The sequence below is a fragment of the Paenibacillus sp. FSL H3-0302 genome (assembly GCF_037982245.1).
GTDB lineage: Bacteria > Bacillota > Bacilli > Paenibacillales > Paenibacillaceae > Paenibacillus_AQ > Paenibacillus_AQ odorifer.
The window spans coordinates 4,080,918-4,097,204 of record NZ_CP150284.1; the positions used below are offsets into that span (position 1 = coordinate 4,080,918).

The window sequence follows — 16,287 nt, forward strand, 5'->3', positions numbered from 1 at the left end:
CTATTACATCAGCTCTATGGTCAGTTTCTTGGCTTGACAGTTACTGTGATTTTCTCGCTAGATGTCTCGCCTGATGCATTGACTAATACCGCGTAGTATTCATATACACCTGGTGTCTTATCTTTAAGTTTCGTAACTGTCATCTGAGCCGCAGGGGTAGCCGTGCTTAGTGTCTGTGTGTCGACTACTTCTCCATTCTCATACAAACGGTACTCAGTACCATTGGTTCCCCACCACATATTCATCACAACGTCGTAAGTTCCATCCCCACTCCAGTTGTCGTGGGATACTATAGGCTTGCCCGGCGCTGCATCTGTAACAGTAAGGATTAGCGGATCGCAGGCAGTCGAACCGAAGCTGTTGACTAGCTCGCACGTGTACGTGTAGGTTCCATTTGATTTGCCCACAATATCCGTACTCATGGCTTGTGCATTCGGTGAGCTGTCCGTCAGCATCTGGGTACTGATCAGTACATCGTTTTCATAGAGCTTAAACTCGGTACCGTTGTTCCCCCACCAAAGATTCATCGTGACGGCATAGCTGCCATCTCGAAGCCCGGTGTCGTGCCCATTATTGTCAGATAACACTGGCTTTCCAGGGGCTCCACCAGCAAGCGGAGTTGTACTCTGGAGCCATTGTGACCAACGGACTAGAACCTCTGCCTGCTCAGAAGTGAACACCTGATTGCTCTGGAGATTCACTTCACTATTAAAAGCTTCCAGCAAGCTGTGAACTTCTGCGCCAGCATGCTGCTGAGCTTTTTCTTTGGCGTTAGCCAGCTGCTGCTTAAGTGAATTGGTTACGTTTTCTAAATCTGGAGCACCCGTCTCAGCTGCAAAATTTTCGGTTAATGCCGACAAGCTGTCAAATGTCGCATATACACTATACGAATGCTCTGCCAGCCCGACATTGCCCGCCGCATCCTCGGCTTTCGCAGTTACACTATGAGTTCCCGCTTCCAGCGTATACGCTTTAACATCTGCGAGCGTTGAATCACATGGCGAATAAGTGATGCCTGATACAGTATCAGCTGCACTACAGGTGATGTTTAATGTCTGCTCTATGGTATAGGAACTCTCTCCTTTAATTACCACCTGTGGTGCGGTCCGATCAATCTTCATCACAGCAGTCTTCTGCGGCTGTTCCACATTACCCTCTCTATCAACGCTCCAATAAACTAACTTATGTGTTCCTTCATTGGACAAAATAACTGAATTCCCGGTTTGCTGCTCGCCATCGTTTACTGTGAAATAGGTTGCCGCAACACCAGAGCCTGCATCTGTAGCTGTGAAGCTTACCAACGTATCCTTGTTGGTCCAACCTTGTGGCGCATCATCCGTTGTCACCGGAGCTGTTGAGTCCGCCCCTTTCACTACGCCATAAAAACGTAATTCCGCCATGTTTCCAAACCAATTACTACTATTATAGATCCGGATATAACGATAGGCTTCTGCGTTACTAATACTTAAGGTCTGCCAATCCATCGTTTTTCCTGCAGGAGAGGAGATTGTCGTCCAGCTTGTATGATCATTCGAACCCTGAACCACAGTCCCATTGATTCGTGTAAAATAATTATCTTGCCTGGAAAGCACCTCTGCCTTGGACAGTTGGACCCTATTCCCTTCTTTAAAATCAAACGTTATAAATCCTCCATATCCACTACCATTTACCCGAAAATCCGTAATTGTGCCTGCATTTCCATCGAATAATGATCCCGCAACATTCCTGAGATCGGTGGGTGTTCTCCCACTGGAATCACTTAAATTAGTAATCGCAAGCACATTACTAATCAACTCGGTCTCATCGGGAATGTACAGAGAGGAACCATCTGTAGTTGATGTTTTATCCGGCCCCTCGATTCCCTCCTTTGACTTGTATTTAATACTAAAGTTCACAGGTCCAGGTTGTGCGTTATTGCCCATGACCGCTTCAGCCGTCCAATTGATCTTATCGACAGTAGCAACGGTTGCGACTTGATCCTGAATATTGACATTCACTTGGTTAATTGCATCGCTTGCTTTAAAAGACAATTTCACCGTGTCCCCAGGCACAATTCGTTTCTGGATACTTTGGTCGGAGCTAATGGACACCGCATCAAGCTTTGAATTGATTGTAACATCACCATACAAACGTAGTTCAGCCATGTTTCCATACCAGTTGTTTCCATTGGTGATGCGGATATAACGATAGGGTTCTGTGCTGTTAATCGTCAACGTCTGCCATTCCGGCGTATTTCCTGCTACATTAGAGATCGTGATCCACGTCACATTGTCATTGGAGCCTTGCACCACTGTTCCATTAATTCTGCCCGCATAATTATCTTGCCTTCCGATTACTTCTACCCTAGACAGCAATGCCTGGCCGCCTTCTTTAAAGTCAAAGGTTAGATATGCACCATAACCACTGCCATTTAAACGAAAATCAGTGATGGAACCTAAATGATTATCAAATAAAACTTTTGCTGTTGCCAAAAGATCAGCCGGATTTCTTCCACTGGAATCGATTAGGTTTGCTATCTCAAGCACATTAGCGACAAGTCCCGTCTGATCTGCAATGAATAAAGTAGAACCATCTGTTGTAAAAATAGTCTCTACTGCATCCGCTCCAGCTGCCGTTTTATAATTGATCTTAAATTTCACAATACCTGATGGAACATATTCATTCACCACAAGCTTAGCTGTCCAGTTGATATTGTCCACAGAACTGACTGCAACAGATTGACCCTGTATATGGGCCGTGGCATTATGGATCATTTCTGTAGACTTAAAGGATACTTGAATCGTATCCCCTGGTATAATTCGATTTCTTAAGCTTTGATCCGAGTGAATGGACACGGACTCTAATTGATTTACTGTCTCATACCGCTGGCCAAAGATTCTAAATTCAGCAATTTCCAGCATAGTACTCGAAGGCTTTATCATTTCCATTTTCAAAAATCGGAATTTTTCATGCTCCAGGCCTGCTTGAACCTCAAGTCTCTGCATCTCTTCAGTAACTGTTGTCAAGCCGGGGGTTAAGCGGGTCCAATTTTCTTTGTCATTCGATCCGAACATTGCAACGCCGCCAATTCTCTCCGGAAAACTAGCTCTTACCTGAAGCTCAAAGCTTTCTGCTGATATTTGAAAATCCGGTCCTAAATCCATGTAATGCGCCCGATCCTGCGCTGTATAATACCCCACAAAACTATCATTTGTGTTGTCCAGCAGGTTCGGGACAGCGTTACCAAAGGTTGAGCTAACAAACAAATTCGTAAAATTAACACTTCCATCTTTCATTAATGGCGTCAATTCTTTAAGACTTTGCACTGCGAGATTCAGGTCAAATAACTTTTGATAGAAGACCTCGTCAGTGGCAGTAGTAATTACATCCATTACCTCAGCGTGCACTTGCTTATAGTAAGCTAACGTTGCCGAAATGTAAGGCACATCAACATGATAAGGAGAAATGACGGCGTTGACGGCAGATTGCCGATCATTCGCTACTACAACACTAACATCCTTGGCTGTAACCGAAGTTCCATCTGCGGCACTCACTACAAAGGAGTAGGTTCCCGCATGTGCTCCAGACCAAGAGAAAACACCTGAAGTCTCATTGAACACTGCACCCTCAGGTAACTGATCCGCTTGATAGGTAACAACATCCGTTGCACCTGCGTCTGTCGCAGAGAAATCAAATTGAATTGCAGCTGTAGATCCCTCATAGGTAAACAAAGATACTGGTGCCTTTCCTGATGTAAATACTGGAGGGGTAAGCTGTGCCCCAGCTTTTAAATTAATATGGTCAATATCGACTGTTGTTCCATTTCCTTTTACATTAAAATAGACAAGATCGCTGAAGCCTTGGAACTCATTGAACTCATACTGAATATACCTCCATTGCCCCTTTGTATCAGGCAGCGTAACGGTATCGCCAAACACCTCCATGGTTGCTATGCCATTAGTCCGAATCTTAAAAGCAATGATTCGTTCGCCACTGCTTGCACCCACAAAAGCAATTTTACTGCCCTCATCTGTAGCGGTAATTTCAACGTAAGTAGTGTCTCCTTCTTGTTTTGTGGTGGAGTGACCATCAAGCTTCGTGTACCGGTCTTCTAGTTCTCTCAAATCTGGATTCGTTATCACCTTCGGCAAATTGAGCGTACCCTCGCCCTCTGCTTCTTTAGGAATGTACAGCCAATAATCCCCGCCTCCATCCGGAGACTCCCAATAGAAAGGCAATCGCTTAGCAAACATCTCGCTAAAATAAGGAGCTTCAACCTCCATATTTATTCCAGCTGTATATTTATAATAATAATAAAGGTCATAGACATTACCGCCAATTCTCCCCCTGTAACCGCCAGCCAAGTGTTTATAGATAATCGTTGGATTTCCATTTACATCTGTATGTGCCGCCACTGGAATCCATGGTGTATCATGGCCAATCATATACTGAGCAAAGTAGTCGGCAGCTTTTAAAATCCGTTGATCTAGAAATTCATACGGACCCACCGCATTTGGCGCACTAGAAACAGTCCCCTCTACCGGATCTACCTTTGTTTCCTGAGCCAATAATAAACGTGATAAAATCTCTACATTCGTTATATCCCCAGCGCCATGCGCCTGATCTCTGCCCATTTCAACATGCTGAACTACGGGTGGATTAACTTTTTCCCCTGTTACAATATTTGTATCAACCCATCTGAATAAAGCTTTTATCGCGCCATTTTGCCCCTGATCGACAGCGGTTTTATTGACGGTAAACCATTCAACTCCCTCATTGTACCTCTCTTTATTTCCTGTAAAAATATAACCTGACATAGCTCCAAGCAGCGGATAAAGATGCTGGTTCATAAAACGATCATTTGTGTGTTGGAACGTTTCAATAACCGGATTAATAAGATTATTCGTAAAATCAGCGACATCTTTTTCCGTCCATTTCAGCTCTTCAGTTTGAGCACTTGTGTACCTTAAGATTTCCGCCGCAGTAACCATTCGATTAAGTGGAATTCCTGTATGAATATGTGCATCATTAAAATACACGTATTTCTCAGGGTCCATCTGTGACCAAATCCGGATAATATGCATGGCATTGGCTCTGTAAACCTCATCACCCGATATTACATACAATAGAGCTTGTGTATAAGCCTTCAAACCATCCGCTATAAATCTTGAATTAAAGCCCTGGCTATTAAAAGCATCGCTCGCTGGTTTCAACGGATCCGCACCACTTTGATTGTTGGAAGTGACCGTCCTTGAAGCTGCCGGAGAGAGAAGCATCTGATTATAGTAAGTGATCCAGGGTTCTTTTTGCGCCCGTACCTGTGTCCTAATATTCTCAAGAATTTCCTTAGTCAGGCCAACACCCGGATGTTTGAATCCGCTTTCATCTATAACCTCATTAATGGTAGGTTGGTAATCCGTAATTATCGACAGCTCTGTCGATTCTACTGCGGCTCCTTCTGCCGATAAAGGCACTAGCGTTACCAACAAACTTAAGGAAACTGTGATCCTAACAATACGTTTAAGCGATTTTCCAAAGAGTAGCTCTTTAAATGAATTCATTGTTCTCCTCCATTCATTTACATCCTCTGATTTAATGCAAATAAAAACCGCTGGCAAATTCATTCACTACAAAATGTTTGTTATTCAGGTCGACAATAACCTCTCCATTAATCTGAAGATTATAAAAATAAATATCCTTCACACCTCTTTCCTCGTCATAGCCGAATATACGGGAAGGATTGATATTCTTCCCATTGTAGGTGATATCGCTAAACTCTATATTTTCGATACATCGTCCTGGCACCGGATTATAGGTTTTATTCCACACCACGCGGACATCAAACAGCTGCCCCAGTTCAAAATCCTCCACCCGGATATTTTTGAAAGTAACCTTACGAACGGTATTGTTGTCCCCTGCACAGATTGCCATAACCCCCCAATAATTTTCCTGCGGCTCGTGATGCTCAAGCACATCGATATTTTCAAACCAAATATTTTCTATAAAATCGCCATTATGTTGGTGATCACCATGAATACCGACATGCATGGCATGAGCAACGTCCGCCCAGAGTATGGAATCTTTAACCGTGATATGGCGTGAGTCTCCATAATACTCTCCACGGCTGCCGTAAATGGCAATGCAATCATCAGAAGTTCTCAAGAACACATCTTTAATATCCACATTTGAGCTAGCCATCATATCAATTCCATCACACCAGCCGCGTGTACTGAAAGCTTTGAAGTTATGAATGCGGATATGCTTAGACGCTCCGATATATATACTGTAATGCGGAGGATCAAGCGTGATGATCCCTTCGATCTCAATCTGTTCAGAATGCTGGATTTGAACGCCTCTTAAATAAGTGGTTTTCTCCATATCCGCTAAATACAGAACACCTCTGCCGCGAACAACAACATTCTCAGCATGGTCAATCATTATGGATCCGCAAAGGAGCGCGCCTCCGGCAATATAAACTGTGGTCCCAGAAGGGATATGCAGCATTGGATTCTCGAATTGATGAAGCCCGGGCATAAAATATATCGTCTGACGCTCCCCATTAGCCCTTTCTGACAAATGCTGAGCTTGTTCTGCGATAGCCGCAAATTGATGTATTCCTGGTTGGACAAGCACTACATTATCATCGTCAAGTTTAGGTGGGGCTGTCTCCAAGGGGTTGGCAAAAAGATGCAAGTTACTAAAACGTTCTCCATTGATTTCAATGGAAAGCTTACACGGGTGCTCCAATGTGAACAAAAGGGTATTCTCTTCGATTTGAATGGGGATATGGGTTGCCAGAGGGCGAATAACCGCTTGTTCAATCTGCCGGTTATTACAACGAACAGAGACCTCCACCGTGCCTTCCATATCAAAATAAACCATCGATGTCGATCGAACCTGATGCATATCCACCTTTGCTTCAAAAACAAACAGTGCTTGCCATACCCCACCAGGCTCTCGTACACTCACTGTAAAATCGTCTTTCCCAAGGGCTTCATTCGGCTGCTCATAAATAATTAATTCGCTCATTTCTACCTCCGTTATCTTAGAATCAACTCACTTAAGGGTTTAATAAATAGGCTGGAGCAAGCTTTTGCTCCAGCCTATCATCCAGTACTAATCAGCGAACCCTGCTATTTACGATCTGCCAGCACTTTATTTACCTCATCCGTTACTTCCTGACCTCCGGCCTTTAGCCAGCTATCCTTGAAATTATCAAAATCTTTACCCGTGTTCGCTTCTCCTGTAACTGCTTTGATAACAAACGTATCTTGCAACGTCTTCAGATTGCCCCAATACTTGGGTTTGCTTGTTAATACCGCTGGTCCCAGTACATCTAGCAATGGTGTAACACCTGGAGTGATCTTGTCTCTCAAATCTAGCAATTCTTGTTTTACCGTATGTTTTTCCATTGAAGTGTCTGTGGAGCTAAGTGGATTATAGAAATTACCTGCTCCCATCTTCGGAGCACTAACCTCTTCATCCGCTTTTGGAATGGCAAGGTCCCCTTCCATATCATAGCTCACACCCAATTGACCGAAACCTGTCAGCAGAAAACCTTCGGAATCCGTAGACACATATTCGAGAATTTCCATAATCTTATGACGTTTCTTCTCATCCTTTTCGAGTTGAACACCGAACAATACCGGTGCTTGTCTTGCACCATACGCGAAAGAATAAGCAACGCCATCTGGGGCTGTAAACGGCTTGCCAGGCACGAATATTTGACCTTTCTCTAGACCAGGTTTTGCGACAAACCCAGATTCTTTATAAAAATTTCCCCACTTCCCGTTATCAACCATACCCACTTTTTGATCAGCAAATTTAATATTGATTTCGTTATTATCACTAGTTATGAATTCAGGATCAATCAGACCTGCTTTGTACCATTTGCTCAATAACGCCAATGCTGATCGCGTCTCTTCTGCAATGCCTCCATAAACTACGTTCCCGGAAGCATCCTTCTTGAACTGATAAGGGGAAACAGCAAATGCTGAGAATACACTTGTGAACAATTGCTCTGGAAGCTTGCCGCGGCCGATTAAGCCGTAAGTATCCTTCTTCCCATTTTTGTCCGGATCTTCATTAACAAATTTGGTGAGTACATCCTCAAGCTCTTCCAGGGTCTTTGGAGGTTCTGAGTAGCCAATATTTTTCAGCCAGGCTTCATTATAGCCCGGAATAAATCCATCAAGACCACCTGGCCAAATTTTCGGGATCCCCCAGTTTTTTTCGTTGTATAAGCCTACGCCCCATGCCCCGGAATCAACCGAATCCAATGCTGCTGCATATTTCGGCATCAGGGATTCAATTTCAGCCTTATCAATCGTCGCAATAATCCCTTGATCTGCCCATTGCACCATATCCGTTTCGTTTGCATCGACCGGGAAGATATCAGGAATATCTCCAGAAGCTAGAAGCACTGAAAATTGTTCTTTCCAAGTTCCACGTTCCAATTTAATATTTTTGATTTTTACATTAAATTTCTTCTCGAGCTCGGTTTGCACATAGTTACCGTCTTCTTCTGGCGTATTAAAGTTGTTCGCCCAAATAATTTCAATCGGAGCTTCAGCTGCTGATGCCCCCCCTTGACCTTGATTCGTCGCCTTCGTTTCGTTAGTGCTATTATTCGCCGCATTCCCGCCGCAACCACTCATGACAAGTGAAGCCGATAGGGCTATCGCAGCAATTTCCAACCATTTCTTGGATGTATGCCTCATATTCTTTTATTTCCTCCCTTTTTTTTGTTCATCTATATATTTAGACAGCCCGCGGATATAGCGGACTGTTTAAACCGTTCTAAGCCTTCTAACCCTTAAGTGATCCAACCATAATTCCTTTGACGAAGAAACGTTGCAGGAATGGATAGATCATTAATATAGGCAGCGCTGTAAACATAATAATAGCCGCTTTGACCATTTCAGGAGCCTGCTCATTGGTAGGAAGTGGTAACATCGGATCTCCTTCGGCTGAAATAACAAGCCGTCTTAAGAAAAGCTGCAGTACAATCTTTGATTGATCCTGCATATACAACATTGCATCAAACCAAGCGTTCCAGTGCCCTACTGCAGTCCATAGGGCTAATGTTGCTAGAACAGGCTTCGACAGCGGAATAACAATCGTAAATAAGATCCGCATATCATTAGCCCCATCTATTTTAGCTGAATCCTCCAGTTCCTCCGGTATACCCATAAAGAAATTTCGCAGGAGCAGAAGATTAAACGTGCTGAGCAGGCCGGGGACAATATAAACCCATAACGAATTTATAAGTCCCAGACTTTTGATTAGCAGATAGGTAGGGATAAGCCCGCCGCCAAAAAACATCGTTACGACAATGAACATTGTATAAAATCCCCGGTGCGGCAAATATTTACGAGATAGCGGATATGCTCCCAGTGACAGAAACACGAGTGTCAGAACTGTTCCTACAACTGTGCGGAAAACCGTATTCCCCATCGTTTGCCAGACCGTATCTGTTGTCAGTACACGCTTCCAAGCAAAGAAGGAAACTTCTTTGGGATAGAAATGAATTCCCGGCCGTAGTGCTTCCGCAGGGGTGCTAAACGATATAGAGAGCACATGCAAGAAGGGATAAATCATCGTAATACAAAGAATGATTACAAATAGGATTAGAAAGACTTGGAATACTTTTTCACCAGTGGATAGCTTCAATTGTAGTTACTCCTTCCTTACATTCATTCATTAATAAAGACCTTCCTGCCCCATTTTTTTCGTTATGAAGTTAGCAAATAACACCAGGATAAGACCCACCACATTTTTAAATAATCCAACAGCCGTCGTTAGACTGAACTGAAAGTTTTGCAGACCTATCCGGTACACATAAGTATCTAACGTATCCGCCACCCCATATACAGCTGGTGAATAAAGTGTTAAGACTTGATCGAAGCCAGCATCCAGCACACTCCCTACCCGAAGAATAAGCAGAATAGCAATCACCGGCAGGATCGAAGGAATGGTGATAAATAACGTTTGTTTCCAGCGATTGGCTCCGTCCAGAACTGCAGCTTCGTACATTTGGGAATCGATGCTTGCTAATGCTGCTAAGTATATAATCGTTCCCCAGCCGATTTCCTTCCATATTCCTGACATAACGAGCGTAAAGCGGAAATATTTCTCGCTGCCTAAAAAGTAAATGGGATCAAAGCCGAGCCACTGAATAATATAATTGACCACACCGGAATTCGGAGATAACAAAGCGATCAATATCCCCCCAATAACGATCCAGGATAAGAAATGGGGTAAATAGGATATCGTCTGTGCAACCTTCTTGAAGAAGGAAAACCTAAGTTCGTTAAATAACAGAGCCAATATGATCGGTGCAGGAAAACCAAAAATGATATGGTAAAAACTGATAATAAGCGTGTTCTTAATGATTTTCAAAAAGTCGGGTGAAGCTGTGAACAAATATTCAAAATGCTTTAAGCCGACCCAAGGACTTCCCCAAATTCCATCACGAATAAAATAATCTTTAAAAGCCAGTTGAATGCCATACATCGGGCCATAAGCAAATACGGTATACCAGATGATCACGGGAGCTAGTAATAAGAATAAATATTTGTTTTTTTTGTATTGGCGCCAAGTATGTGTCCACCTCGAGACTTTCGGCTTAAGATTCTCTCCCTGTTTTTGAATGCCAGCAGTGCTTGCCGGGTTCATAGTTGTTTTCTCCTTCCGAATACGATTTTGCGTTAAGACTGTGTCTGAACACCCCTTACGTTAGGGCATTGTAAGCGCTTTTTCTATTGTAAATTCATTAAAATCAGTAAATTATCTTCGTATTGGGGCTATAATTTTTCGAACAAAAGAAAAGACAATCGCGAGACGATTGCCTTTTCCACATGGATTGGAGAATTATGCACTTGAATGGTTCGAATGGTTTGCATTGCCTGCGTTCCTATACTGGACCGGTGTAACTCCGTAACGTGTTTTGAATTTGTTGTGAAAATATTGCGGGTTACGATAACCCACCTGAGCAGAAATCTCAGCCACCGACAGCTGCTTTTTTTCTCTTAATAAATCAGCCGCCTTCTCCAACCGCACTCGGGTTACATATTCAGTGAACGATTCATTCATAACGGTTCCGAACAAGGTAGAAATATACGATGGCGCCAACGAAGCAACCTCAGATAATTTATTTAGCGATAAATCCTCTTGAATATTATCATCGATAAAGATTTTTAATTTATGAATGATCTCTGTATGTGCGTGATTTCCTGACTCTTGAATATAAGCTGTAATTTGTGCCGATAAATCACGAATGGAATCAAGGGTTTCGGCCAACGTCTCCTTTTTGAACTCATCGAACAGACTGGAAGGCGAAACGATTTGTTGCAGATCAAGCTCAATAATGGTCTGATACAGGACCGTAACCAACTGAAGCAGGCCTAACTCAACTGTCTCCAATTGGACATCACCTTTCTCCATGACCCTTTGGAAATCGTCCATAAACCTGTTCATCGTAACGTCATTGCCCGCCTTTAAGGCATTTTTATAAAGATCAAAAGAGAATAAGTGTGGCGTAACATCGTTAAGCGGGATATGTGAATACCGCGCAATAGCTTCCGAACCATAGATAAACCGATATCGATAGGCATGTAAGGCATTTTGATACGAAAAGGGTATTTCTTCAGGTGCCTGAACCTTCGATCCAAGCGCTGCTCCAAAGTGTAGTTGCTCAGGCAACACATTTTTTATAAGCTCCAGTTCCTTCAATAATAAAAGCTCCAGCTCTTCGTGATCCTTATTCAACTCACTGAAATAGATAAGCGCCGCTTCCTGGGTATTTAAGCTGATAAATTTATAAAAGCTATAGGCAGCATGCTGTTCATAAAAAGCCCTGAATTCCTCGCAATCTCCCTTAGTTATACGAATATAGCTAGTCATGTAATGACATTGCAAAGGTAAATAATCGTAGTAATCCGAGCCAACGCCTGCACCTAATACCAGATTTTTTAGATCATTCACTTTAGCTTTAGATTCTAAGGTTTCGATTTTTTGACCTAGCTTTGAGATTGTACTACCAATAATAGCGAATTCATTTTGCGAATAGTTTACGGTGCCTGGATGATAAAAGCTGCGAACATTGTTAACAAGCTTCTTCATCGGAACATATACACGTTTGGAAATCAAATAAGCGAATAGAAGCCCAATTAACAATACCAGGATACAGCTGACAAATATTTGGCTCTTCAGCTGCTTTGATGAGGATACAAATGAATTCATAGGCCGTATTAATACGTATTTCCATTGATTATTCGAGGTTTGGTCATTTTTAAAAGACAACACATATTTGTCGCGTTTATTATAATGAATTTCCTTATTATTCCCTGCTGACTCCATCCATTGCTTAGCAGTCTTAAGCCCCTCTTCGACGTTCGAGCCCGTATGGATAATAGGGCTGACCTTTTCATCAAAAGCATATAGCTTTTCCATCGGCGAGCTCATCGTGCTGGAAATCATTTTATTGATGTATTCTAAGCTAACGTCAATGTACATGGTGCCTGTTGATGTTTTTGATAAAGCACCATAGGGAAGGGCGATTGCGTAAGTCAACACCTCTTCTTCATCCGATAACGTTCTATATGTCCAGCGGTTTAAGGCTGGTGTCACTGAAGTTTTCAAGAAGGAAGCATCTGGAGAATTGTCCAGCTTCGAATAAAATTGGCTGTTATCGATGATATAATTTCCTTTCTCGAAGTATGTAGATATTTTGTAAACGCCTTCATTAGTAAGCTTGAAAATTTCGAGATCCTTGCGAAAAGCTAATATTCTGCTCGTATTGCCTTCCCATTCACTATCCAGTAAATAATTCAGCATAGATTGATTTTCTAACGACAAGGTAGACACTGCTCGGTTGCGGATACTGTTTTCGTATTTTTGCAGCAGCGTATTCTCCACAAAATCACTTGAAGTCATCAGTCGTTGCTTACTGTCTCTGGCAATCTCATCCACCATTAAGCGATTAGCCTGAACATACAGATAACTGCCCACAAGTCCGATTAAAACAACGGCTAATAATGTGAATGAAAAAATCAGATGGGTAAACCATGTGCCTCCATTTCTTACTCTGCCGCCGATCTTCATCACAAGCCCCCCTTTAGTTCATAACCCTATCTCTGTAACTTTCTAAATTGAAAGCATTTATAATTAAAGATACTAAAATACACCAACTTTAGCTATTATAAAATCTTCTGTTTAAAGATAACGCATCTTATAAAACCGAAAAAAAACAGGCTTCCCCGAAATTATTCGCTGGAAACCTGTTTATTAACCTATACAAAACATCTATCGCGACAAAGAAAGTAACTTCAATGCCCCCGCTCCCTTTTTGAATATGCCTTCACCCATGCAATCCATTCTAACCTGTGCGTATACATAAGGATCACAAAGCTCCCAAACCATACCCACAGGATAAGAGCAGACCACTTATTGATGCACAAATAAACACAAAGGAGCAGCATTCCGCTAACCACTTGCACACCATCCGAGACAGGTGAATTTCCTCTGCTTTTGTATCCGCTGCCGAGCACTTTCAACACTGCCAGGATAACTGCTAACGCTAAAGAGGCCTTGAATCCTGTCAACGCGCTCCATACCCCAAAGGTTACGGCAATCGCCTTCCCTCCTTTTCCTTTAAGAAATGGAGAGAAGGCATGACCGGCAATAGGAGCTAAGGCTAGCGGAATAATGAAATAACCCTGACTATAATGACTTTCCATTACCCATAAAAGAGGCAGATATCCTTTTAAAAAATCCAACAACACCCCAAAAATTCCGAATTTATAGCCAGATGACTTCCATAGATTCAAAGCCCCCGGATTACCGTCGCCAATGTCTTTCAAGTTCTTTTTACGCGCAAGACCAAGCCAATAGGAAAACATAAGAGATCCCGACAAAAATAAACCCGCGACCCACAATATGATCATTAGTCCCTAGGGCCTCCCACCTGGATCTGCCTTCCTTTCCAGCTTACATGCCTCAGAAAAACGACCTGATATATCGAATAAAGCATAATCAAGATAAAGAATAGAGTTGCCACCACGTGAAATACAGGAATAACGATGCCAAATACACCTACATATTTTATAAAATAAAAGAGCTGGAACATATAAAGGAGATAACCGATCAATAAAGGCATAAACCATGAAGTATTCGCAAAAATAAACACAGTTTCTGAGATGATGAGTCCGATCACCCAAAGCGCGATTGGAATAATTGTCCGCGGGCTTAACGTTGAGGTGCTTAAGACAGCCCCTTTACTGAAGCCTTCAATCTCACTTTTTATCCCCTTCGGATACATACGAAAAGATACTAAGCCATAACCGATAAAATTTCTAATGGGAACACCTGCAGCGATAAACTTCTCTCCTAAAGACAAATCATCCAGCACTTCAGATCTAATACTTTGATGGCCATTAACTTTTTCATAATCCTGCCTTAAAGCTAAAATACACGAACCGTATAATCCTTTTTTAGCGTTATTCTTTTCAAAAACAGAGGTGAATGTGAAGATCCCCAGCATATTCATGATTAAGGCAAGTTTCTCAAACAGCTTTTCTGTATGATGAAAAGGAACTACCGAAATGACACCTTTCGATAGCTCCCTTGCTTTTAATAATGAGGCCAGAGCGTTAGGCTTTAACCGGATATCTGCATCCAGAAAAGCAAAAATATCGCCCGAGGCTTGTAAATACCCATTCCAGACTGCCCAGCTCTTGCCCGTCCATCCCTCAGGGAGACTGCTGTTGGCAATAACCTTAACTCCATAGCTTTCGGCAATTTTCTTGGTCCGATCCTCCGAGAAATCATCCACAACAATAATTTCATAGGGGGCAATGGTTTGGAGCTGGAGTGAGTCGAGCAGAAAACGCAAATTGTATTCTTCATTTCTTGCGGGGATGATGATGGACAATTTCTCCGGTCCTTGAAAATGTTCGGGATGGGCGGCCAATATATTCTTTCTAAACAATATAAAACCGGAGAGACATCCAACACCTATAATAATTAACAACCACATTTACAGCTCCCCCCTCCTATAGCTATATATATGAAGGGTTAGTCCGTAATATATTCAATTCAAATTTAACCGACATTTACTTTTGCTGAGTATTGATTAAGCTTTTCTGTACACAAGAGCATAACGATAGCGAAAAAAACGATCATCGCAGGAAAAATACCCAGCGTGAATTTCGAAGCTAATAAGCCGATAAAAGGCGGCATCAGCGTGGTGCCGGTATAAGCTGTTGCCATCTGAAAGCCCATAATCGACTGAGCATGTTTCTTCCCGAATCGTACAGGGGTTTCATGAAGCATACACGGAAAAATGGGGGCTAACCCTAAACCTATAATCATAAATCCTACAAGTGAAACTATAGTTGGAAGCGGCAATACTAACAGCACCGTACCGATTAAAGCAATGAGCTGGCCATATCGAATTAGCTGTTTATTACTCATTTTAAAAGTAATGAAACCCGTCACCATTCTACCAAAGGTAATCCCTAGATAAAAAAATGATACCCATGTCGCTGCAGTTGATGCAGGAATGTCTTTAATGTTTACAAGAAAGCTGCTCCCCCATAAGCCCATACTCGTTTCGATGGCAGAATAAAATAAAAAGGTTAACATTGCTAGCTTTACCCCTCTTAATTTCCATGGTTTTGTGTTCTCTGCGGCATGCTCTAGCTCCGGATGGTTGAACTCAGGATCACTTTCAGCATTCGGGTGGTTATTGCTCCCAGCCACTCTATCCCATAAGGGCAGTGTAACGAATAGAATAATGACTAAGCTCAATTGTATGTAAGCAACCGTAAGATAACCTTGCCGCCATAGACCTTCTCCAGAGATAAAAGAGCCCATAATAATAGGACCCAGCGTGGCGCCCACTCCCCAGAAACAGTGTAACCAACTCATATGATGGGCTTTATAATGCGTAGCCACATAACTATTTAATCCGGCATCTACAGATCCTGCACCTAAACCAAGTGGAATTGCAGCAATAATTAACCAGACTAACGAAGGTGACCCTGCAAAACCAAGCAACGCTACAGCAGTCATGATACAGCTAATAAGAGTCACTTTCCCTGTACCAAAACGTTTAAGGATAACACCACTCATTAAACTGGACACAATTGTCCCTACTGCAATAACCATCGAAAGAATTCCAGCAGTACCTAATGAAGCATTTAAGTCCATTCTCATCACTGGCCATGCGGAGCCAAGCAATGAATCCGGCAAGCCTAAACTAATAAATGCTAAATAAATAATAATAAGAAAAAAAGTTGCCATAGT

Annotated in this window: 9 protein-coding genes; all 9 read right to left on the reverse strand. The window is 42.4% G+C overall.

Annotated features, from left to right (window positions below; all coding sequences use genetic code 11):
• Nucleotides 1–20: 20 nt before the first annotated feature.
• A complete protein-coding gene (locus tag MHH50_RS18010) occupies nucleotides 21–5,540 on the reverse strand; it encodes a discoidin domain-containing protein (RefSeq protein WP_340033232.1) in 5,520 nt (1,839 codons plus the stop codon).
• 31 nt (nucleotides 5,541–5,571) lie between these two features.
• Nucleotides 5,572–7,008, reverse strand: a complete 1,437-nt coding sequence (locus tag MHH50_RS18015; RefSeq protein ID WP_312149779.1) for a glycosyl hydrolase family 28 protein — start codon at nucleotides 7,006–7,008, stop codon at nucleotides 5,572–5,574.
• A gap of 104 nt (nucleotides 7,009–7,112) precedes the next feature.
• Nucleotides 7,113–8,699, reverse strand: coding sequence for an extracellular solute-binding protein (locus tag MHH50_RS18020; RefSeq protein ID WP_340033233.1), 1,587 nt, complete (start codon nucleotides 8,697–8,699; stop codon nucleotides 7,113–7,115).
• Nucleotides 8,700–8,787: 88 nt separating this feature from the next.
• On the reverse strand, nucleotides 8,788–9,651 hold the full coding sequence (locus MHH50_RS18025; protein ID WP_076129850.1) for a carbohydrate ABC transporter permease: 864 nt from the start codon (nucleotides 9,649–9,651) through the stop codon (nucleotides 8,788–8,790).
• Between the two features lie 30 nt (nucleotides 9,652–9,681).
• Nucleotides 9,682–10,656: an ABC transporter permease subunit gene (locus MHH50_RS18030; RefSeq protein WP_076217808.1), complete on the reverse strand. Its 975-nt coding sequence runs from the start codon at nucleotides 10,654–10,656 to the stop codon at nucleotides 9,682–9,684.
• Between the two features lie 195 nt (nucleotides 10,657–10,851).
• A complete protein-coding gene (locus MHH50_RS18035) occupies nucleotides 10,852–13,083 on the reverse strand; it encodes a helix-turn-helix domain-containing protein (protein ID WP_340033234.1) in 2,232 nt (743 codons plus the stop codon).
• A gap of 224 nt (nucleotides 13,084–13,307) precedes the next feature.
• Nucleotides 13,308–13,925, reverse strand: coding sequence for a glycerol-3-phosphate acyltransferase (locus MHH50_RS18040; RefSeq protein ID WP_340033235.1), 618 nt, complete (start codon nucleotides 13,923–13,925; stop codon nucleotides 13,308–13,310).
• A complete protein-coding gene (locus MHH50_RS18045; protein ID WP_340033236.1) occupies nucleotides 13,925–15,016 on the reverse strand; it encodes a glycosyltransferase family 2 protein in 1,092 nt (363 codons plus the stop codon). The genes MHH50_RS18040 and MHH50_RS18045 overlap by 1 nt, the downstream gene beginning before the upstream one ends.
• A 65-nt stretch (nucleotides 15,017–15,081) precedes the next feature.
• Nucleotides 15,082–16,284 (reverse strand): MFS transporter, encoded by a 1,203-nt coding sequence (locus MHH50_RS18050; protein WP_076129845.1) that lies wholly within the window; start codon nucleotides 16,282–16,284, stop codon nucleotides 15,082–15,084.
• Nucleotides 16,285–16,287 lie beyond the last annotated feature (3 nt).

What these genes read in the sequence shown, in the direction of transcription:
- MHH50_RS18010 (WP_340033232.1), bottom strand. Translation starts at nt 5,540, where the DNA reads ATGAATTCATTTAAAGAGCTACTCTTTGGAAAATCGCTTAAACGTATT.
- MHH50_RS18015 (WP_312149779.1), bottom strand. Translation starts at nt 7,008, where the DNA reads ATGAGCGAATTAATTATTTATGAGCAGCCGAATGAAGCCCTTGGGAAA.
- MHH50_RS18020 (WP_340033233.1), bottom strand. Translation starts at nt 8,699, where the DNA reads ATGAGGCATACATCCAAGAAATGGTTGGAAATTGCTGCGATAGCCCTA.
- MHH50_RS18030 (WP_076217808.1), bottom strand. Translation starts at nt 10,656, where the DNA reads ATGAACCCGGCAAGCACTGCTGGCATTCAAAAACAGGGAGAGAATCTT.
- MHH50_RS18035 (WP_340033234.1), bottom strand. Translation starts at nt 13,083, where the DNA reads ATGAAGATCGGCGGCAGAGTAAGAAATGGAGGCACATGGTTTACCCAT.
- MHH50_RS18040 (WP_340033235.1), bottom strand. Translation starts at nt 13,925, where the DNA reads ATGATCATATTGTGGGTCGCGGGTTTATTTTTGTCGGGATCTCTTATG.
- MHH50_RS18045 (WP_340033236.1), bottom strand. Translation starts at nt 15,016, where the DNA reads ATGTGGTTGTTAATTATTATAGGTGTTGGATGTCTCTCCGGTTTTATA.
- MHH50_RS18050 (WP_076129845.1), bottom strand. Translation starts at nt 16,284, where the DNA reads ATGGCAACTTTTTTTCTTATTATTATTTATTTAGCATTTATTAGTTTA.